The 20,680-nt window shown below is 54.5% G+C and carries 23 protein-coding genes; 19 read left to right on the top strand and 4 right to left on the bottom strand.

Going from position 1 to position 20,680, the window contains the following annotated elements:
* Window positions 1-62 precede the first annotated feature (62 nt).
* Entirely contained in the window at window positions 63-437 is a 375-nt protein-coding gene (locus KNP67_RS09000; RefSeq protein ID WP_081637957.1) for a rhodanese-like domain-containing protein, read from the bottom strand.
* Between the two features lie 170 nt (window positions 438-607).
* Here KNP67_RS09000 and mntR point away from each other — a divergent pair, with 170 nt between their 5' ends.
* Together mntR and hpt are read left to right on the top strand one after the other, a co-directional pair.
* The gene (mntR, locus tag KNP67_RS08995; protein ID WP_029595266.1) at window positions 608-1,036 is read left to right on the top strand and encodes a transcriptional regulator MntR; all 429 of its coding nucleotides are present in this window, start codon (window positions 608-610) and stop codon (window positions 1,034-1,036) included.
* 178 nt (window positions 1,037-1,214) lie between these two features.
* Complete coding sequence (hpt, locus tag KNP67_RS08990) at window positions 1,215-1,742, top strand: hypoxanthine phosphoribosyltransferase (RefSeq protein ID WP_029595267.1); 528 nt, start codon at window positions 1,215-1,217, stop codon at window positions 1,740-1,742.
* 35 nt (window positions 1,743-1,777) lie between these two features.
* Here the strand turns inward: hpt and KNP67_RS08985 are convergent, their stop codons facing one another.
* Together KNP67_RS08985 and KNP67_RS08980 are read right to left on the bottom strand one after the other, a co-directional pair.
* Window positions 1,778-2,191, bottom strand: coding sequence for an SA1362 family protein (locus KNP67_RS08985; RefSeq protein WP_021067710.1), 414 nt, complete (start codon window positions 2,189-2,191; stop codon window positions 1,778-1,780).
* A gap of 16 nt (window positions 2,192-2,207) precedes the next feature.
* Window positions 2,208-3,152: a DUF1385 domain-containing protein gene (locus KNP67_RS08980; protein ID WP_214756512.1), complete on the bottom strand. Its 945-nt coding sequence runs from the start codon at window positions 3,150-3,152 to the stop codon at window positions 2,208-2,210.
* A gap of 142 nt (window positions 3,153-3,294) precedes the next feature.
* Between KNP67_RS08980 and aroQ the strand changes: the two genes are divergently transcribed.
* From aroQ to spo0A, 15 genes are all read left to right on the top strand, one after another.
* On the top strand, window positions 3,295-3,732 hold the full coding sequence (gene aroQ, locus KNP67_RS08975) for a type II 3-dehydroquinate dehydratase (protein ID WP_021067708.1): 438 nt from the start codon (window positions 3,295-3,297) through the stop codon (window positions 3,730-3,732).
* A complete protein-coding gene (locus tag KNP67_RS08970; RefSeq protein ID WP_031200299.1) occupies window positions 3,728-4,795 on the top strand; it encodes a M24 family metallopeptidase in 1,068 nt (355 codons plus the stop codon). The genes aroQ and KNP67_RS08970 overlap by 5 nt, the downstream gene beginning before the upstream one ends.
* A 29-nt stretch (window positions 4,796-4,824) precedes the next feature.
* Window positions 4,825-5,391 carry an elongation factor P gene (gene efp / locus KNP67_RS08965; protein ID WP_021067706.1) on the top strand — a complete coding sequence of 189 codons (567 nt, stop codon included), beginning with the start codon at window positions 4,825-4,827 and terminating at the stop codon, window positions 5,389-5,391.
* A 112-nt stretch (window positions 5,392-5,503) separates the two neighbouring features.
* The gene (gene accB, locus KNP67_RS08960) at window positions 5,504-5,959 is read left to right on the top strand and encodes an acetyl-CoA carboxylase biotin carboxyl carrier protein (RefSeq protein WP_214756511.1); all 456 of its coding nucleotides are present in this window, start codon (window positions 5,504-5,506) and stop codon (window positions 5,957-5,959) included.
* 7 nt (window positions 5,960-5,966) lie between these two features.
* On the top strand, window positions 5,967-7,310 hold the full coding sequence (accC, locus tag KNP67_RS08955) for an acetyl-CoA carboxylase biotin carboxylase subunit (protein ID WP_021067704.1): 1,344 nt from the start codon (window positions 5,967-5,969) through the stop codon (window positions 7,308-7,310).
* A 112-nt stretch (window positions 7,311-7,422) separates the two neighbouring features.
* The gene (gene nusB / locus KNP67_RS08950) at window positions 7,423-7,806 is read left to right on the top strand and encodes a transcription antitermination factor NusB (RefSeq protein ID WP_021067703.1); all 384 of its coding nucleotides are present in this window, start codon (window positions 7,423-7,425) and stop codon (window positions 7,804-7,806) included.
* A gap of 88 nt (window positions 7,807-7,894) precedes the next feature.
* Window positions 7,895-8,731, top strand: coding sequence for a bifunctional methylenetetrahydrofolate dehydrogenase/methenyltetrahydrofolate cyclohydrolase FolD (gene folD / locus KNP67_RS08945; protein WP_021067702.1), 837 nt, complete (start codon window positions 7,895-7,897; stop codon window positions 8,729-8,731).
* Window positions 8,724-10,073 carry an exodeoxyribonuclease VII large subunit gene (xseA, locus tag KNP67_RS08940; protein ID WP_029595271.1) on the top strand — a complete coding sequence of 450 codons (1,350 nt, stop codon included), beginning with the start codon at window positions 8,724-8,726 and terminating at the stop codon, window positions 10,071-10,073. Before folD ends, xseA begins: the two co-directional genes overlap by 8 nt.
* On the top strand, window positions 10,042-10,272 hold the full coding sequence (gene xseB, locus KNP67_RS08935; protein WP_029595272.1) for an exodeoxyribonuclease VII small subunit: 231 nt from the start codon (window positions 10,042-10,044) through the stop codon (window positions 10,270-10,272). Before xseA ends, xseB begins: the two co-directional genes overlap by 32 nt.
* Window positions 10,269-11,147, top strand: a complete 879-nt coding sequence (locus KNP67_RS08930) for a polyprenyl synthetase family protein (protein ID WP_214756510.1) — start codon at window positions 10,269-10,271, stop codon at window positions 11,145-11,147. Before xseB ends, KNP67_RS08930 begins: the two co-directional genes overlap by 4 nt.
* A 123-nt stretch (window positions 11,148-11,270) precedes the next feature.
* Window positions 11,271-13,163 carry a 1-deoxy-D-xylulose-5-phosphate synthase gene (dxs, locus tag KNP67_RS08925; protein WP_029595274.1) on the top strand — a complete coding sequence of 631 codons (1,893 nt, stop codon included), beginning with the start codon at window positions 11,271-11,273 and terminating at the stop codon, window positions 13,161-13,163.
* A gap of 6 nt (window positions 13,164-13,169) precedes the next feature.
* Window positions 13,170-13,991, top strand: coding sequence for a TlyA family RNA methyltransferase (locus tag KNP67_RS08920; protein ID WP_214756509.1), 822 nt, complete (start codon window positions 13,170-13,172; stop codon window positions 13,989-13,991).
* A gap of 141 nt (window positions 13,992-14,132) precedes the next feature.
* Window positions 14,133-14,582 (top strand): transcriptional regulator AhrC/ArgR, encoded by a 450-nt coding sequence (gene ahrC, locus KNP67_RS08915; protein WP_131471252.1) that lies wholly within the window; start codon window positions 14,133-14,135, stop codon window positions 14,580-14,582.
* 13 nt (window positions 14,583-14,595) lie between these two features.
* Entirely contained in the window at window positions 14,596-16,293 is a 1,698-nt protein-coding gene (recN, locus tag KNP67_RS08910; RefSeq protein ID WP_131471251.1) for a DNA repair protein RecN, read from the top strand.
* Entirely contained in the window at window positions 16,294-17,025 is a 732-nt protein-coding gene (gene spo0A, locus KNP67_RS08905) for a sporulation transcription factor Spo0A (RefSeq protein WP_021067694.1), read from the top strand.
* Window positions 17,026-17,639: 614 nt separating this feature from the next.
* On the opposite strand, the gene KNP67_RS08900 is transcribed toward spo0A, so the two are convergent.
* A complete protein-coding gene (locus KNP67_RS08900; RefSeq protein WP_021067693.1) occupies window positions 17,640-17,888 on the bottom strand; it encodes a DUF2627 family protein in 249 nt (82 codons plus the stop codon).
* Between the two features lie 131 nt (window positions 17,889-18,019).
* Between KNP67_RS08900 and KNP67_RS08895 the strand changes: the two genes are divergently transcribed.
* A complete protein-coding gene (locus tag KNP67_RS08895; protein ID WP_214756508.1) occupies window positions 18,020-19,657 on the top strand; it encodes a sigma 54-interacting transcriptional regulator in 1,638 nt (545 codons plus the stop codon).
* A 122-nt stretch (window positions 19,658-19,779) separates the two neighbouring features.
* Entirely contained in the window at window positions 19,780-20,676 is an 897-nt protein-coding gene (gene yqiS, locus KNP67_RS08890; protein WP_214756506.1) for a phosphate butyryltransferase, read from the top strand.
* Window positions 20,677-20,680 lie beyond the last annotated feature (4 nt).

Here is a 20,680-nt window from a genome sequence, read left to right as displayed (position 1 = left end):
GCGGGTTTTTTGGCGCAAAAAAACGTCCATCTCCGCTAGAAGGAGTGGACGTAGTGAGCGGGTCAGTCTTTTTTGACTTTCCCTTTCCAGTTTTTGAAGCCGCCGTCGAGCATGTAGATGTCCGTATAACCATTTTTCATGAGCAGCTTGGCCGCTTGGTTCGTACGTGACTTGCCTTGGCAATACATGAGGATCGGTTGATCTTTGCGAAGTTCTTTCATGCGCAGTTTCATTTGTCCGACCGGGATGTTACGGGCGCCGACGATGTGGCCTCCCTTGTACTCGTTCGGTTCACGGACGTCGATCAATTGACCTTTACGGAGCGATGCACGGAACTCTTCTTGCTTCATTTTCTTCAAACCGCGAGCCGGCAAGAAACGCCAGACGATGTATGCGATGAGCGCAGCCCATAGGATGATGACGAGGATAGTTTCGATTCCCATTGATGTTCTCCCTTTCTCTATTAAGTTTCACCAACATCCATTATAAAGAATTTAAGGTCATGAGACAATGATTGACTGATGGATTTCCCCGTTCTGCTTTCGGTTTCTAAATGGTTGCGTTAAAATAGAGATTGCAGAACGGAACATAAGGGGAGGCTATGCCCATGCCGACACCGAGTATGGAAGATTACTTAGAACGAATTTATTTGCTGATGGTGGAGAAAGGATACGCTCGCGTATCCGATATCGCCGAACATTTAGGGGTGCATCCCTCCTCTGTCACGAAAATGGTGCAAAAGCTCGACCGGGAAGATTATTTGATTTATGAGAAATATAGAGGTCTCATGCTGACGAACAAAGGCCAAAAAATCGGGAAACGGCTTGTCGAACGGCATGCGATGCTCGAGTCATTCCTACGCTTGATTGGCGTCGACGAAGCTCACGTCTATGAGGATGTCGAAGGTATTGAACACCACTTAAGCTCAAATACGCTCGACTGTATGACCCAATTCGTCGAATTTTTCGAAGACAAACCGGAACTGATGGCACAGTTTCGTGCGTTTCAAGACGTGAACCGCTCTGAAGACGAGTGAATGTAAACGACCGCGACCGATGAATCGAATCGGAAGCGGTCGTTTTTACATAAATCTAACCTAAACCCGAACGATGACTTCATATTTTTTAAGTAAAGTCTATTTTTAAGCCGTTTTTATGATAGAATGGGTGCTGGTAAGAAAGATAAGGGGGTGACGGCGAACAATCGCCGACATTATGGATATTCAAATCAAAGGGAAACTGTTTGACGAAGCGCAGATTAAACAACGTGTGGCGGAACTCGCCCAACAAATCGAACGCGATGCGGCAGGGACACCGATCGTCCTCGTGGCCGTCTTGAAAGGGTCGCTCGTCTTCGCAGCCGACTTGATGCGCGAGATGACGGGCAGTGTCCAACTCGACACGGTCGCGACGTCGTCATACGGGAAGAAATCGGTCTCGAGTGGGAACGTCCAACTCCGTAAAGATTTAGATCTCGATGTCGAAGGAAAGTACGTCGTCATCATCGAGGACATCATCGATACGGGACAGACGCTCAAATTTTTATGCCAGCACATGACGTTACATCAACCGGGAGAATTGAAGATTTGTACACTTCTCGATAAACCGGCCCGCCGGCTCGTCACGTTGGATGCGGACTATGTCGGTTTCGAGATTCCAGATGAATTCGTCATCGGGTATGGCATCGATTATGCCGAACAGTACCGCAATCTGCCGTACATCGGCTTCGTCGAGACAGAATGAAAAACGAACCAGGCCGGATATGGCCTGGTTCGTTTTCACATATTGGCTTTCTTTTTCTTCTTGCCTTTCTTGCCTTCGATGACGGTCAAGTGAGGGGCGTCACTGCGATGCGCCGAGCGGGTCGGACGCTTCGACAGTTTCGTCACGTTCGAACTGGGCTTCACTTTCTTCTTGGCCGCAGTGGACGGCTTGACTTTCGGATTCGCACCTGGGCGTTGCATCCGTTTTTTCGAGGCTTGAGCGGTCTTCCGGTAACGCATATCCTCAGCCGAAATTTTCGGCGCCATGAACACTCGATAAATCACATAGAAAATCAACCCGAAAATCCCGATGAAGAGCAACTGTCTGAACAATCGACCAGGGTCGGTCGCGAGCATATGTCCGACACCGATGAAGCCTAAGATGAACACGATCGTGGCTGCGGTCGAGCCGATTCTTTGTCTGATCATGGTGCTTTCCTCCTCTTTATCCCTCTCTTTGCACGGCCGGTTGACCTAGTTCTGAACGTTCCCATGTCTCGAACGCCTCGATGGCGACACGGATTTGTTCGTCATTCGGTTCGCGCGTCGTCAACAATTGTAAAGACAACCCAGGCTTGCCGAGAACGGACAAGAAGCGATGTTCACGGAAGCGGTTTGTGAATTGGAGCACCTCGAACGAGATGCCGATGACCACTGGCAACAAAGCGATGCGGCTGACGAGTCGGACCCAGAGGGGGTCGATCGGGACGATCATGTGAACGCCGATGCCGACGAAAACGGTGAATAGGATGAAACTCGATCCACAGCGATAGTGGAGGCGTGAGCTTGCCCGAACGTTATCGACGGTAATCGGTCGTCCGGACTCATAACAGTTGATCACCTTGTGCTCGGCCCCGTGATATTGGAACACGCGCCGGATGAGTGGCGTCAAGGAAATCAAATAAAGGTAACTGAGCAACAATACTAATTTTATTCCCCCTTCGAGGAGGTTTTGAATCACATGACCGGACAATGCGGGCACGCTTTGGAACATGGCGGCGAGAAGGGCCGGGGTGACGTTGAAAATCAGCTTCCCGAACACGTATGAGATGACGCCGACGATGGCGATCATGACGACCATCAAGATGTTCTGTTTTTTCTCTTCTGGTTTCGTTGCCTCGTCCTCACTCGGGTCGACGTCATAACGATCGCTTGCGAACGTCATATGGGCCGAACCATTTTTGAGTGATTCGTATAGCGCGACCACACCACGCAGGAATGGGATTTTTTTTAACGATTGGACCCACGGGACGAGAATGCGGGGCTGCTGGAACGTCTCGATAGACCCGTCTTTCCGTCGAATCGCCGAAGCGCTTTCGGCGCGTCCTTGAAACATGACGCCTTCCACGAGCGCCTGGCCACCGACGGGAATCATTGGTTTAGTTTTCATGTCATTTCCTCGATTCCTACAGTTATATAGTTGAATTATACCGTGATTCACGTAAAAAACGAAACCTCACGAACGTCGATTGTCGCACGAACCGTTAAATTTGTTACAATAGAGGCGACTTGACGAACAGGGGGGAAGACTTGTGCATATACTCGTCTTAAATGGACCGAATTTGAATCTGCTCGGGAAGCGGGAACCGGACGTATACGGGGACGTCTCGTTGAAGGGATTGACGGCGGAGCTATTGCTCGCCGCCCCGGAGGATGTTCAGTTGACGTTCGTCCAATCCAACCATGAAGGCGAACTGATTGACGCGCTCCATGAAGCGTACGATTATGCGGGGGTCATCTTTAATGCGGGGGCGTACACGCATACGTCGATTGCGCTCCGGGATGCCATCGCCGCCATCAAAGCCCCGGTCGTCGAAGTACATATCTCGAACGTGCATGCACGGGAGTCGTTTCGTCATGAATCGAAACTTGCCGCCGTTTGTCTCGGTGTCATCAGCGGTTTCGGCCTGACGAGCTATACGCTCGCGTTGCAGGCATTGCTCGTACATTGGAGGAATCGACATGATTGAACGGGTCAACAAACTGCAAGGTCAGCTAGAAGCGAACGGCATCGACGGATTGCTCGTGACGAAACGGGAAAACATCCGCTACTTATCTGGTTTCACCGGGTCGAGCGGTGTCCTCGTAATCACGGCGCAATCGGCGAGCTTCATCACAGATTTCCGCTACACGGAACAAGCCGCTAGCCAAGTAAAAGGCTTCGACATCATCGAGCATAAGACGTCGCTCATCAAGTCGGTGGCGGAAGTCGTGACAGAGCAAGCGGTGAAGCGCCTCGGCATCGAACAAGATGACATGACGGTCGGCCAGTTCCGGACGTATGAAAAAGAAGTCGCAGCCGAGCTCGTCGAGACGTCAGGTATCGTCGAAAAGCTACGCTTGATTAAGGATGAGTCAGAGATTAAGATAATGAAGGAAGCCGCGGCGATTGCGGACGCGGCGTTTGCGCACATCCAGACGTTCATCCGTCCAGGGCGGACCGAAAAAGAAGTCGCGAATGAACTGGAAATGTTCATGCGGGCCCAAGGTGCGGACTCATCTTCGTTCGATATGATCGTTGCGTCAGGGCATCGTTCGGCATTGCCGCACGGTGTGGCCAGCGACAAGGTCATCGAGGCGGGAGAACTCGTGACGCTCGATTTCGGTGCCTACTATCAAGGATACTGCTCGGATATCACACGTACGCTCGCTATCGGGGACATCTCGGACGAGTTGCGCACGATTTACGATACGGTGCTCCGGGCTCAACTCGCAGGTGTCGAGGGCACGAAAGCTGGCATCACGGGAATCGAGGCGGACGCATTGACGCGTGACGTGATTAAAGACGCGGGCTACGGTGAGTACTTCGGACATTCGACAGGCCACGGTCTCGGCATGGAAGTGCATGAGGCACCAGGCTTGTCATTCCGTTCGGAGACGGTGCTCGAGCCGGGGATGGTCGTCACGATTGAACCGGGTATCTATATCGCCGGGATCGGCGGTTGCCGCATCGAGGATGATGTGGTCGTCACGGAGACGGGCAACATCCGTCTCACGCAGTCGCCAAAAGAGTTAATTACGATTGAGGCTTGAGTCTCAGCTCATTTTAGGAGGAAATCAACATGGTATCAGTAAACGATTTAAAAACAGGCTTAACGGTCAAGACGTCTGACGGTTCGATTTGGCAAGTCATCGAATTCCAACACGTCAAGCCAGGTAAAGGCGCGGCCTTCGTCCGCACGAAAATGCGTAACTTACGCACAGGCGCGATTCAAGAGACGACGTTCCGTGGTGGCGAGCGCATCGAACGTGCGCACATCGAACGGAAACGCATGCAGTACCTCTATCCGATGGGCGATACGTACGTGTTCATGGACACAGAGTCGTATGAACAGCTCGAATTGACGGGCGAGCAAGTGAAAGCGGCGCTCCCGTACATGCTCGAGAACATGGAAGTAAGTATCGCTGACTACGACGGTGAGATTCTCGGAATCGAGCTTCCGACGACGGTCGTCTTAACGATTGTCGAAGCCGATCCAGGCGTCAAAGGCGACACGGCATCGAACGTGAAGAAAAACGCGACGGTCGAAACGGGCCACATCATTCAAGTGCCGCTCTTCATCGAGCCAGGCGAAAAAGTAACGGTCGACACGCGCACAGGCGAGTTCACGGGCCGCTATAACGGGTAAACCAAGGGTGTCCATTCTTCGGAATGGGCCCTTTTTTTGTCGTTGCATTCACTGGTCTGACCAGTTATAGTAGAGTAGAGATTAGTACCAGGTATAAACAGGGGGTTATTTCATGCAAATCGAACACATTAAAGAGCTGATCACATTACTCGATCAGACGTCCGTTCACGAGATGGAACTCGAGACGCCGGAGTTTAAACTTTCATTGAAAAAAGAAGCGGCCCCACAATTCGCCGCTACGCATACACCGATCGTACACGCGGCCCCGGTCGCGGCAGTCGCGCCTGCCGTCGAGACAGAACAAGCAGCGGCACCAACACCTGCGCCGAGCAACTTGCGCACGATCACGTCACCGATGGTCGGCACGTTCTATTCGCGTCCGGCACCGGACAAAGACGCTTACGTGCAAGTCGGCGACCGCGTCGAAGCCGGACAAGTCGTCTGTATTCTAGAAGCGATGAAACTGTTCAATGATGTCGAGACGGAAATCAGCGGAGAGATCGTCGAAATCCTCGTCGCGGATGGCGATTTAGTCGAATACGGCCAAGCGCTCTTCAGCGTGAAGTGAGGTATTTATGAAACTACTCATTGCCAACCGTGGAGAGATTGCGGTCCGCATCATCCGGGCCGCGAAAGAGTTGAATATCCCGACGGTCGCCGTCTTCTCGGAAGCAGACCGCGAGGCGCTACACGTCCGTCTGGCCGATGAGGCGTACTGCATCGGACCGAACCCGTCGAAAGACTCGTATTTGAATATCCCGAACATCTTGTCGGTCGCCTGCGCGGTCGATGCGACGATGATTCATCCGGGCTACGGCTTCTTGGCCGAGAACGCCGAGTTCGCCGAGATGAGCGAGGCGTGCGGCATCCAGTTCGTCGGACCGAGCAGCTATGCGATTCGGAAGATGGGCATCAAGGACGAGGCGAAACGAACGATGATCGAATCGGGCGTTCCGGTCGTCCCGGGGTCGAGTGGTGTCGTCACCGACGAGGAAGCGATCGAACTCGCCCGCGAGATTGGATATCCGGTCATCATCAAGGCGACGGCCGGAGGCGGAGGACGTGGAATCCGTGTCGCCTTCGACGAGTCTGAGCTCGTGAAAGGGCTCACCGACACACGTAAAGAAGCGAAGCAGGCGTTCGGCAACGGCGACGTCTATTTGGAGAAATACATTGAGTCGTTCCGCCACGTCGAGGTGCAAGTGCTCGCCGATCAATACGGCAACGTCATCCACCTCGGGGAGCGGGACTGTACGATTCAGCGCCGGATGCAGAAGTTGGTCGAGGAAGCGCCGTCTCCGGCAATCGATGAGACGACCCGTCAAGCGATGGGCGACGCAGCCGTGAAAGCGGCCAAAGCGATTCAGTATTCGGGTGCGGGTACAATCGAGTTCATTTACGTACCGGAAGTGAACGAGTTTTACTTCATGGAGATGAACACGCGAATCCAAGTCGAACACCCGGTCACCGAAATGATCACCGGCTTCGACCTCGTCCAAGCACAACTCGAAGTCGCGCTTGGACATCCGCTTGCCATCAGCCAGGCGGACATCAAATTTAGTGGTCACTCGATCGAATGTCGCATCAATGCGGAAGATCCGTTTGCAGATTTCCGTCCGATGGCCGGGAAAATCGATCAGTATATCGTTCCTGGCGGCATGGGCGTCCGGGTCGACAGCGGTCTCTATGCCGGTGCCGTCATCCCGCCGTTCTATGATTCGATGGTGGCGAAGCTGATCGTCCATGCCCCGACTCGGGAAGAGGCGATCGCGAAGATGCTTCGCGCCCTCGACGAGTTCACCGTATCGGGCATCCACACGACGATCCCGTTCCATCAACAAGTCATGGCCCATGAACGTTTTCGAACAGGGGCGTTCGACACGAAATTTGTCGAAAAAGAAATGACGCTCACGAAATGACCTTGACCAGGAAGTCCGAACATTATTTGGGCTTCCTGGTTTTTTGTACTGAATTTATGGAGGCTTTATGCTAAACTATCACAATGAAAGCATGCAAAAGGAGAGTATCTGAATGAAACGTCATGAAGCACGGGAAAAAGCGATTCAAACGCTTTTTCAAATCGAAGTATCAAAACTTGAGGTAGACGAGGCCATCGAATTTGCCCTCGATGGCATGGAGTCGGATCCATTCTACGAACAACTCGTCGTTGAGACGTTAGAAAAGAAAGATGAGATTGACGAATTGCTCATCGAAAACTTGAAAAACTGGAGACTCGATCGTCTCGGAAATGTCGAGCGGACGATTCTTCGCATGGCGACGTACGAGTTGCTCTACGTCGAGACGATTCCGGACAAAGTGACGATCAACGAGGCGGTCGAACTCGCCAAATCATTCGCCGATGAAGAAGCGGCCAAGCTCGTCAACGGCGTGCTCGGTAACATCATCAAAGCGTAAGCGAAGACAAGCATTACGGTCTGTTAAACAAATAGAGAAGACACCACACCAACTACAGAGAAACCTAAGACAACGGGGGATGAGAGAGATGGCAGTAGTGATCGACGGGAAACAAATCGCAGCATCATATCGGGAGACGTTAAAGGAACGGGTCAGTGCGCTGCGCGCACGCGGCATCGTACCGAAACTGAAAGTCATTTTAATCGGAGATGATCCGGCGAGCCACAGCTACGTCCGGGGGAAAGAACGGGCAGCGGCTGACATCGGCATCGATTCGCAAGTGATTCGCTTCGATGACACGATTTCAGAACGTGAAGTGCTCGAACTGATTGATTCGATGAACGCGGACGACGAGTTGCACGGTATTCTCGTGCAGTTGCCGTTGCCGAAGCATATCGATGAGAATCGCGTCATTATGCGCATCTCACCGGACAAAGACGTGGATGGGTTCCATCCGACGAACGTCGGGAAGATGATGCTCGGTCTCGAGACGCTATTGCCATGTACACCGCACGGGATTCTGCACCTCGTCAAGACGCAGACCGACTTGGTCGGCAAGCACGTCGTCGTCGTCGGTCGCAGCCAAATCGTCGGGAAACCGGTCGGGATGCTGTTCTTGAACGAATCCGCGACCGTGACCTACTGCCATTCGAAGACGAATGATCTCGGGGCGATGACACGGCAGGCCGATATTTTGATTGTCGCCGTCGGTCGGGCCGGTCTCGTCACAGCTGACATGGTCAAACCTGGGGCGATCGTCATCGATGTCGGTGTCAACCGCGTCGACAGTCGTCTCGTCGGGGACGTCGACTTTGCAGGTGTCCGTGATGTCGCGAGCGCCATCACCCCTGTTCCGGGTGGTGTCGGCCCGATGACGATTACGATGCTCATGCACAACACGGTCGAGGTCGCCTCTCGTGGCTAATCCGATTCAAGTTTCCGAAGTCGTCCGCTACGTGAAGCGACAGCTCGACGATGACCCGATTCTGCAACAACTTGCCGTCATCGGCGAGATTTCGAACTTCAAACGGTACGCCTCCGGGCACTGTTATTTTACCCTCAAAGACGAATCGTCGCGGATGAAGGCGGTCATGTTCTCTCGTGACGCCCAGACGCTCAACTTCGAACCGAAAGACGGGATGAATGTGATCGTCGTCGCCCGCGTGACGATGTACGAGTCGACAGGCGACATCCAGCTGTACGTCGAACTGATGCGACAGGACGGCATCGGGATGTTGTTCGAACGGTATGAGGCACGAAAACGTGAACTCGAGGCGAAGGGATGGTTCGCAGCGGAACGGAAACGTCCGCTGCCGGCCTTCCCGGAGCGAATCGGGATTATCACTTCGCCGAAAGGCGCGGCCCTCCACGATATCGCCACGACACTCAGACGACGTGCGCCGCACGTGGCCATCACGTTCGCGCCCGTCGCCGTCCAAGGCGATCAATCCGCCCCGCAAGTGGCGAGCGCGATTCGGTGGATGAACGAACGCACCGATTGCGACGTGTTAATCGTCGGCCGAGGTGGCGGGTCGATTGAAGAGTTATGGGCGTTCAACGAGGACGTCGTCGTCGAAGCGATTCACGAATCTAGGATTCCTGTCATCTCGGCCGTCGGGCACGAGACCGATTTCACGTTGGCTGACTTTGTCGCCGACGTGCGGGCCGCGACACCGACGGCGGCGGCAGAGCTCGCGACAGCGACGATCGAGGCGCAACGAAAAGACGTCGAACGGTTGACGGCCCAGTTGACCCGGTCCGTCACGAATCAGATGTCCTCGATTCGGGAACGGCTCGGTCGGGCGACGAACAGTTACGGCTTAAAGTCGCCCCGCTTCACGCTCACACAAAAGCGGGAGCGGTTCGAACAAGCCGAGATTCGGCTCGAACAAGGTGTCACGAAACAAGTGACACATGCCAAACATCGCCTTGCCCAGTCCCGACAACAGCTCGATGTCCGAAAGCTGGCGCAGACGCTTCGTCGCAACGAGGAGACACACCGACAATTCGACGGTCGCCTCAAGCGCATCCGCCCACTCGAACGACCGACGGACCGCTTTGCAGCCCAAGTCGGTCGCTTGAACGCGGTCAGTCCTCTCGCCGTGCTTGCTCGAGGATATACGTTGATTGAGCAGGATGGGACGTACGTGAAAGATGTCAAACAACTACATGACGGCCTGGTGACAATCCGGTTTCGGGATGGCCAAGCCGTTGCGGAAGTGAAGGAGAGACATGATGGCGAAACAACAAGCAGAACAGACGTTTGAAGCGGCACTCGCCCGCCTCGAGGAAATCGTGACGCAACTCGAGACAGGAGAAGTCGCCCTTGAAGAAGCGATGACCCTCTATGAGGAAGGTGTCCGCTTGTCGGCACTCTGTCAGGCCAAATTGACGGCCGCGGAACAGAAGATGGACGAGATTCTCGAACTCGACGGGACGCTCCGTGAAAAGGGTGGCACCGTATGAGCGCGCAAGCCTATCTTCAAGAGTGGAAACAGGAAGTCGAGACGGCGACACGCCGTCTCATTGACGCGTCGTCGATGCCGGAGCGTTTATTCCAATCGATGACGTACTCACTCGAGGCAGGGGGGAAACGGATTCGTCCGGCTCTCCTTTATGCCGTCCTCGATACATACGGACGTCCGCGGGCGCTCGGTCATGAAGCGGCCGTCGCCCTCGAGATGGTCCACACGTACTCGCTCATCCACGACGACCTTCCGGCGATGGATGATGACGACGTAAGGCGTGGGCGTCCGACGAATCACCGTCAGTTCGATGAGGCGACCGCGATTCTCGCTGGCGACGCCCTATTGACGGACGCGTTTCGGATTCTGGCCCATGCGGAGCTCGAACCAGTGAAGAGCGTCGCGCTCATCGCCCGCTTCAGTGAAGCGGCCGGCAGCGCCGGCATGGTCGGTGGTCAGCTCGATGACATGCTCGCCGAAAAACGCGCCGGCGTGTCGCTGTCGACCTTGCAATCGATTCATGAGCGAAAGACGGGGGCACTGCTCGTATACGCCCTCGAAGCAGGCGCGATTTTGGCGGACGCCCCATTGGCGGACCGACAGGCGCTCGTTCGCTTCGGGAAACATCTCGGTGTCGCCTTCCAAATCCAAGACGATATTTTAGACGTCGAAGGAGACGAGGCGCTCATCGGGAAGCGGGTCGGTTCGGACGAAGGCAACGATAAAGCGACGTATCCGAAACTGCTCGGGCTCGATGGGGCGAAGCAAGCGCTCGAACGGGAAGTCACGGAAAGTGAGGCCGCATTGGCCGAACTATCGGTCGAGGCCCCCCGTTTACGAGAGCTTCTCGACTTCGTCGTGCAGCGCAATCATTAATCTCGGTGACACGATGAGCACATCGTGTCACCTTTGTTTTTGTGAATGTATAGCATCTATCGACACATTCTTGTAAAATGTAAGGTACGAATCAGTAATAAGACAGGAGAAAGGATGGTCATCATGGACTTGACATCCATTCAAGACCCGTCATTCTTAAAAAAGATGTCGGTACCCGAGTTAGAAGCACTCGGAGCGGACATCAGACGGTTTTTGATTGAAAAATTGGCTGAAACGGGAGGGCACTTGGGACCAAACCTAGGGGTTGTCGAATTGACGCTTGCCTTGCACCGTGTATTTGACAGTCCGAAAGACCAACTCGTATGGGATGTGGGGCATCAAGCCTACGTCCACAAAATCTTGACAGGACGAACGAGTCAGTTCGACACGCTCCGTCAATACAACGGCTTATGCGGATTCCCGAAGCGTTGTGAGAGTGATCATGACGTCTGGGAGACGGGGCACAGCTCGACGTCCTTATCGGCCGCGATGGGAATCGCCATCGCGAACGAATTGAAAGGGCGCGCGAACGACCGGGCCATCGCCATCATCGGGGACGGGGCGCTCACAGGGGGAATGGCGCTCGAAGCACTCAACCATATCGGCGCCGAGAAACAAAACGTTATCGTCATCTTGAACGACAATGAGATGTCAATCGCCCCGAACGTCGGTGCCTTGCACAACATGCTCGGTCGGATGCGCTCGTCTCGTAAACTGAAACACGCCCGTGAGGAAGTCGAGACGCTCATCAAACATATCCCGATCGTCGGCAACTCGCTCGAACGGAGCGGGGAACGTGTGAAGGATATGTTGAAATCAGCGCTCATCCCGGGGACGTTCTTCGAAGAGCTCGGATTCACGTACTTCGGACCGACAGACGGTCACGATTTACGCGACCTGCTTGAGACGCTCGAATATGCCAAGAAAATCGATGGACCGGTCATCGTCCACGTCATCACGAAAAAAGGCAAGGGCTATCGCCCGGCCGAACTCGATGGTGTCGGCACGTGGCACGGCCTCGGACCGTATAAAATCGAGTCGGGAGAAGTCATCAAAGGCAAGGTCAAAGGACCGAGCTATTCGAAGGTCGTCGCTGAGACGATTACGAAAGTTGCCGAGACGGACGAGCGCGTGACGCTCATCACACCCGCGATGAGCGTCGGCTCGAAACTCGATTGCTTCAACAAGCAATTCCCGGAGCGGATGTTTGACGTCGGCATCGCCGAACAGCATGCGGTCACATTGGCCGGAGGACAGGCGACACAAGGCTTGAAGCCGGTCGTCTCGATTTATTCGACGTTCTTCCAACGCGCCTATGATCAGCTCGTGCACGACATTTGCCGTCAAAACTTGAACGTCGTCTTCACAATCGATCGTTCTGGTCTCGTCGGAGCGGACGGGGAGACGCACCAAGGGGTATTCGATATCGCCTTTATGCGTCATGTCCCGAATATTCGCATCTTGATGGCGAAAGACGAGGAAGAGTTGCAACATCTCGTCTATTCAGCGCTGAAGTATGATGATGGTCCAATTGCCGTCCGCTTCCCGCGTGGTGAAGGAATCGGCACACCGATGAGCGAGACGCTCCGCGAATTGCCGCTCGACGTCTGGGAGACGGTTGCAGACGGAACGGACGTCGCCATCTTGACGTTCGGTCCACAAGTGCAAGACGCGCTCGAAGTACGCGCACTGCTTGAAGGACAAGTGAGCGTCCGCGTCATCAACGCTCGGACGATTAAACCGCTCGACGATGTTATGCTCTCTGCTTTATATGCGGAAGGCATCCCGATCGTCACGTTAGAGGAAGCGGCGCTCGCCGGTGGCTTCGGCAGCAGCGTGCTCGAACATGCGAGCGATGCTGGGCAGTTCCCGCGTGTGCTCCGACTCGGCATTCCGGACCGCTATATCGAACACGGCGGCGTCAATCAGCTACTCGAAGAAATCGGGCTCCGTCCGACGCAAATCGCTGACTCGGTTCAGCAGTTCGTTCAAGTGACAAATCGACAGAATGTGTGAGGAACTATGGAAAAACGAAAGAAAACTAGATTAGATGTGCTCCTCGTCGACCGCGGCTTAGCGGAGACGAGAGAGAAGGCGAAGCGGTCTGTCATGGCCGGGCTCGTCTATAGCGGGACCGAACGGCTCGATAAGGCGGGCGACAAAGTGTTCGACGACATCCCGCTCGAAGTGAAAGGTCAAGTGTTGCCATACGTCGGGCGGGGCGGACTGAAGCTTGAAAAAGCGCTCCACGTCTTCCCGTTCGATGTGAACGGCAACATCGGCATCGATATCGGCTCATCGACAGGCGGTTTCACCGATTGTGCGCTCCAAAACGAGGCCACGCAGATGTACGCCGTCGACGTCGGCTATAACCAGCTGGCGTGGAAGCTTCGGAGCGATGACCGCGTCGTCGTTATGGAGCGGATGAACTTCCGCCATGCGACCGCGGACCAGTTTCCGGTGGCGCCGGACTTCGCGACGATCGATGTCTCGTTCATCTCGCTGCGGCTCATGATTCCGCCGTTGAAGACGATTTTAAAGCCGGGCGGCATCGTCATGGCGCTCGTCAAGCCGCAATTTGAGGCCGGGAAGGCCGATGTCGGGAAGAAAGGCATCGTCCGGGACCGGGCCATCCATGAGCGGGTCGTCGACGACATGGTCCGTTACTTCGCCTCAGAAGGCTTCGAAGTGGCTGGACTCGACTTTTCCCCGATCACCGGTGGGGATGGGAATATCGAATTCTTATTGTTCGCCCGTTTTACAGGTGTCGGTAGTGTCGACCCAGCCATCGATGTGGACGCGGTCATCGACGCCGCCCACGCGCAATTGAAGAAGAACGCTTGAGCTGCAGACGAACCGTCTGCAGCTTTTTCATGTGGGAATGCGACCGACTGGGGAAATCATCCTGCGAATGCTAGACCTTTTTTCGACAATACTTTAGAATGATACTGAGTATGCGAAACAACAAATGAGGTGTCAGCGAGGATGAATAAAGGACAGCGTTTGATTAAAATTCGAGAAATCGTGACAAATCGTGAAATCGAGACGCAAGACGAGCTCGTCGACGAGTTGCATCGCTCTGGATATCCAGTGACACAGGCGACCGTGTCGCGGGACATCAAAGAGCTCCATCTCGTGAAAGTACCGCTCAACGACGGCCGCTATAAGTATAGTCTGCCGGCCGACCAGCGCTTTAACCCGTATGGGAAAATGAAACGGATTCTTGGCGACAGTTTCGTCTCGGTCGACTCGGCCCAAAACTTGGTCGTCATGAAAGTGTTGCCTGGCAACGCGGATGCGATCGGCGTGTTAATCGACCATTTGTCATGGGACGAATTGATTGGGACCGTATGTGGCGATGACACGATCTTGATGATCGCCCGGGACGAAGAGCAAGCGAAGCGAATCATCGAACGACTACTCGGAATGTTATGAGGTGAATTATCGTATGTTAGCAGAACTATCGATCAAACAATTTGCGATCATCGATGAACTGAATATCACGTTCAAGCGTGGGATGACCGTATTGACGGGTGAGACCGGGGCGGGGAAATCGATTCTGCTCGATGCGATCGGCCTGCTCGTCGGGGGCCGCGGCTCGAGCGAGTTCGTCCGCTATGGTCAAGACAAGGCGGAGATCGAAGGGCTGTTCAACGTCGAACCGGATCATCCGATCATCGAGGCGGCGACCCAATACGGCATCGAGATTGAAGAAGGGACCGTCATTTTACGCCGCGACCTACATAGTAGCGGAAAGAGCGTCTGCCGTGTCAACGGCAAGATGATGCCGCTGTCGACGCTTCGTGAGCTCGGACGATTGCTCGTCGATATTCACGGCCAGCATGAGCACCAACACTTGATGGATGCCGAATACCATCTCGGCATTTTAGATAGTTTTGCCGAAGCCGAGCTCGCGCCGCTCCTCGAGCGTTACCGTGAGGCTTACGTCGATTGGAAGAACGTCGCCGACGAGTTGAAACGGTTGAGTCAAAGCGAACAAGAGCTGGCGCAGCGCATGGACCTGCTCGCGTTCCAGACGAATGAGATTGAGGCGGCCGAACTGAAGGTCGGGGAGGAGCAGGCGCTCACCGAGGAACGGAACGAGCTCGCCAATTTCGAGCGGATTCATCAGCACGTGCGGTTATCGTATGAGGCCGTCGCGGACGAGTCGAAAGGGCTCGACCAAATCGGGATTGCGATGCGCGAGATGGAGGAAGCCTCCTCCTTGTCGACATCGCTCGCGCCGATGGCCGAGACGATCTCGAACGCTTACTTCTTGCTCGAGGACGCCAAATTCCAGTTGCGTGATCAGCTCGATTCACTCGAATTCGACCCGATTCGGCTCGATGAGATTGAGACGAGGCTCGCCTTGTTCCAACAGTTGAAACGAAAATACGGAGCCACGATCGACGAGGTCATCACGTACGGGGAGAAAATCGCCGATGAGTTAAAATCGATGACGAATCGGGAAGAACACTTGCAAGAACTATCGGACCGGCTCGCCCAGCTCGAACAAAAAGTGCGTACGACCGGACTAGCGTTATCGGCGGCCCGCAAACAAGCGGCGACCGAGCTCGAGAAAGCGATTCAGCGTGAATTGAAGGAATTGTATATGGAGAAGACCCAGTTCGAAGTCCGGTTCAAAGAAGGGCCGTTCAAGGCAGACGGACTCGACCAAGTCGAGTTCTATATGATGACGAACGTCGGCGAACCGTTCAAGCCGCTCGCCAAAGTCGCTTCAGGCGGAGAACTATCCCGCGTCATGCTCGCGTTGAAGTCGATTTTCTCGCGTACGGTCGGTGTCGCGTCCATCATCTTCGACGAAGTCGACACAGGCGTGTCGGGACGGGTCGCCCAAGCGATGGGCGAGAAGATTTTCCGGTTGTCGGTCGGGTCACAAGTGCTCTGCATCACCCATTTGGCTCAAGTGGCCGCCATGGCGGACCAACACTTGTATATCACGAAGACGGAGACGGATGAGCGCACGAAGACGAACGTCTCGACGCTCGGGCATGCCGAACGGGTCGATGAGCTCGGACGGATGATTGCTGGGGCGCAGATGACGGAATTGACGAAACAACACGTGGAGGAACTGCTCACTATGTCTCTCCAATTAAAACGGAAGTTTATCGAAGGGGTGTCTTAATTGATTACATTATGCATCGCGGACGACAATCGAGAAATCGTCGATTTGTTGACCCGCCAACTCGAGTCCGAAGACGACTTAAAAGTCGTTGGGACCGCCTACGACGGCGAGGCATGCTTAGACGTCGTCAAGACACACCAGCCGGACGTGCTGTTGCTCGACATCATCATGCCTCACTTAGACGGCATCGGCGTCCTCGAACGGTTACAGACGGAATTGGCGCACGCTAAACCAGAAGTGATTATGCTCAGTGCGTTCGGGAAAGATGAAGTCACGAAGCAGGCCGTTCAACTCGGCGCTTCTTACTTTCTGGTCAAGCCGTTCAACATTCAACAATTGATCACGAAAATCCGCGAACTCGCTGCCGGTTCGAGCCGTGAGTTCGAAGCGATGTCGCCGGAAGAACTCGACATCTCGCTCTTGCTGCAACAACTCGGCATCTCGCCGCGCATCAAAGGGTTCAAATATATCCGCCAAGCCGTCGTCTACGTCCGAGAGCGTCAGGAGCTGCTCGGATTGATTACGAAGGAGCTCTATCCGATGATCGCGAAAGAGCATGAGACGACCTCGTCCCGCGTCGAGCGGGCGATGCGCCACGCCATCAAGACGGCGTGGGAGAACGGGATGCGGGACCACGAGATGTTCAACGGTCGCCCCGAGCGCGAGCGCAGTCCGAAAAACTCGGAATTCATCTCGTATTTCGTCACGTATCAATCGTTTAAACAGCAATGATCGATCAGGAGGCCCGCCTCCTGATTTTCTTTTACTTTGTGAAAGAAAGCGCTTGCAAATCATGCGGAACTTGTTATAATAAAGGTGTACCAAGTTACTTGGACGAGCGTCAGATGAACGCTTTCTAACGTGTTCCGGAACGGGTTAGAGCAAGAAATCATCTCGGACCGCTATCCGTCAATAGCTCAGAGGTGGGAACGACATCTCAAATCGTCATCGTCCCGACGAGAGGTCGCGACGTACGCTCATTCGCGAGGCGATTCCGGCATCGAGTTCGAAGCTAGGGACCGTGCCCGGGGAAAACGAATCGTTCAGTTGACCAAAAGGAGTGTTGTCAACCGTTGAACAGTTTATGGCAAGCGTTCGACTTCACGATGGATGGTTCGACATGACCCGATGATTAATCGTTAGTAACTCGAATGGGTACGTTTCCGTTCACGCAAGACGGCAGTTACTAATTTCTTTCAAACTTCTTCATTAAGAAGACCATTGGACCTCATGTCACAAGATTGTAGCAAGTAGGAGAGGAGATCATCCGTAGTGATCACAATTCAATACGAATAAAAAGGTTCCCCACTTGAAATGAAGTCAAGTTAGGGAACCTTTTTTTGTGTTCAAGAATCTATTCGTGGGACTTTGCCTGTTTTCTTATCACGATTGAAGATATAACCTGCCACGAAACCGATCCCGCCCATCGCAATCAACAGTCCGAACGTTCCTTGTAACATCGAGGCGGCTGCCACCGACTCGATCCAAGAGAACGGGACGCTCGTCTTGAGGAAGAAACTGTCGCGAAGTAACTTGATGCCATAGACACCGAAGAGGCCAGGGATGATTAAGATCAACAGTGCGATGATGCGCATAGGATCTCCTCCTTAACACTCATTATTTTAACAGAAAATACATAGGCCGACACGGCATTTTTTGTGAGGTTGCGAAATCAGTTCAGGTTCAGTAGCATGAATGCAGAACGGTAAAATTGGGGGATTTCAGAATGAATAAACGATTGATGATTGTCGGTGCGGGAAAAGGCGGGACCGAGGTGCTGAAAATGCTGCTCGACTCGCCGCTTGCCACCGTCGTCGCCGTCATCGACCCAGAGTCGACGGCCGAAGGGATGCAGCTCGCACGAAACCAGGGGATTATGACGGCGGAAGATTGGCGGGCCTGTGCCGACAAGCGTCTCGATTTTGTCATCGAGACGACGGGCCGCTCCGAGACGTTCGATGAGTTGAAAGGACACTTTGCGGATGCGGTCGTCTTGCCCGGCGAGTTCATCCGCATCGTCGTCGAACGGTTGAAGCAAAATCAACAGATGCTCGAGGCGATTATCGACTGTACGAGCGAGGCGATCTCGGTCGCCGACCATAACGGGAACACGATTCTAATCAATCCGTCCTATACGCGACTGACGGGATTCAAGAAAGAAGACGTCGTCGACAAGCCGGCGACGGCCGACATCGGCATGCAGGAGAGCGTCCACTTGAAAGTGCTGTCGACCGGGCAAGGTGTCCGGGATATCCGGATGCAGATCGGGGCGACGCGGCGCGACATTCTCGTCAATGCCGAACCGATTATCGTCGAAGGACAATTGCGCGGGTCGGTCGGTGTCATCCGGGACGTGTCTCAAATCCGGGCGCTCCGTGACGAGTTACAAGAGGCGAAGACACGCATCCGCAACCTCGAGGCAAAATACCAGTTCGCCGACATCATCGCGTCGAGCGATGCGATGCGCTTCGTCATCGAACAGGCCCGCCTCGCCGCGGTCACGCCGGTCACCGTCCTTATTCGCGGGGAGTCGGGGACGGGCAAGGAACTGTTCGCCCACGCCATTCATGGGGAGTCACCGCGCAAATATAAAAAGTTCGTCCGCGTCAATTGTGCGGCCATCTCCCCGACGCTGCTCGAGAGTGAATTGTTCGGCTACGAGGACGGCGCCTTCAGCGGGGCGAAACGCGGGGGGAAGGTCGGTTATTTCGAAGAGGCCGATGGCGGCTCTCTCTTCCTAGACGAGATCGGCGAACTCCCGGTCGATGTCCAAGTCAAACTCCTCCGTGTCCTGCAAGAGCATGAGATCGTCCGGGTCGGGGGCACGAATGCGATCCCGGTCGACGTCCGCATCATCGCGGCGACGAACGCCGACCTCGAACAGAAAGTGGCGGACGGCACGTTCCGTGAAGACTTATATTATCGAATCAACCGGATGCCGATTCACATCCCGCCGCTCCGGGACCGGCTCGAAGAAATCGAACCGCTCTGCGAACGCATCGTCCGCAAGTTGAACCAAGAGTACGGGCGTAGCGTGCGCGGGGTGAACCGCGAGGCGACCGAGCTGTTGAAGAATCAATATTGGAAAGGCAACGTCCGAGAGCTCGAGAACGTCCTCGGGCGGGCGATCATCTATATGGCGAGCACCGAGCAGTGGATCGCGCCGCACCACCTGCAACTGTCACCGCGTGTCGCATCGGCCCGACCGACCGACGCGCTGTCGTTACAGGATGCCGTGTCGCGCTATGAGCGTGATTTGATTGAACGGGCCATCGAGGAGGCGGACGGCAACAAGTCAGAGGCCGCCCGGCGATTACACATTTCGATTCGGACGCTGTATAATAAACTTGAACGTATGCAATAAATTACCTGCATTTTTTTTCATACCACGCAAAAAAGTGCAGAGTATACGACCTATTAAAGCGCTTTCAAAAGTGGAAACAAAATTGCTTGTTAGTGGATGAAGACAGGCAAGGGGGGACATGCATGAATTTTGAACGGATGCTCGAAAAGGCGAAGCGGTTGGACGGGCGCACCGTCTCGATTGCCGGGGCCGCCGATGTGGAGGTCATTCGCGCCGTCAAACTCGCGACCGATCACGGTCTATCTCGATTTAAATTGATTGGAGATGCCCGGGAGATTAAACGATTATGCGACGAGCACGGCATCGAAGATCACGCGGTCGATATCATCCACATCAAAGGCGATAAAGAGATTGCCAAACGAGCGACGCTCGCGGTCAAGACAGGAGAAGCGGATGTGCTCATGAAAGGAATGGTCGTGACGTCGACGTTCATGAAAGCTGTGCTCAGCCGCGAGGCAGGACTCCGGACGAACCGGACGCTCAGCCATATCGCCTTATTTCAAATCCCGAACCGGGAACGATTAATCGGTGTGACCGACGCGGCCATCCATATCGCGCCGACGCTCGAAGAGAAAGTGGACATCATCGCCAATGCGGTCGATGCGATGACAGACATCGGGTACGAGCTACCGCGTGTCGCTGCCATCGCCGCCGTCGAAGTGGTCAATCCACAGATGGCCGCCACGACAGACGCGGCGCTGCTCGCCCAAATGAACCGTCGCGGCCAAATCAAAGGATGTGTCGTCGACGGACCGCTTGCGCTCGATAACGCCGTCGACATGGTCGCGGCCAAACAAAAAGGCATCGAGAGTGAGGTCGCCGGACAAGCCGACCTATTGCTCGTCCCATACATAGAGGTCGGCAACGTCCTTTATAAGTCGATGATGTACTTTGCCGGAGCGAGCGTGGCGGCGATCGTCGTCGGCGCAGCCGCACCGGTCGTTTTGACGAGCCGGGCCGATACGGCCGAGGCCAAACTGTACTCACTCGCATTCGCGCTCTTGCACGCTAAAAAATAAATTT

This window comes from Exiguobacterium sp. s157 (assembly GCF_018618205.1).
Lineage (GTDB): Bacteria > Bacillota > Bacilli > Exiguobacteriales > Exiguobacteriaceae > Exiguobacterium > Exiguobacterium chiriqhucha.
This window is presented reverse-complemented; position numbering and strand designations above follow the sequence as displayed.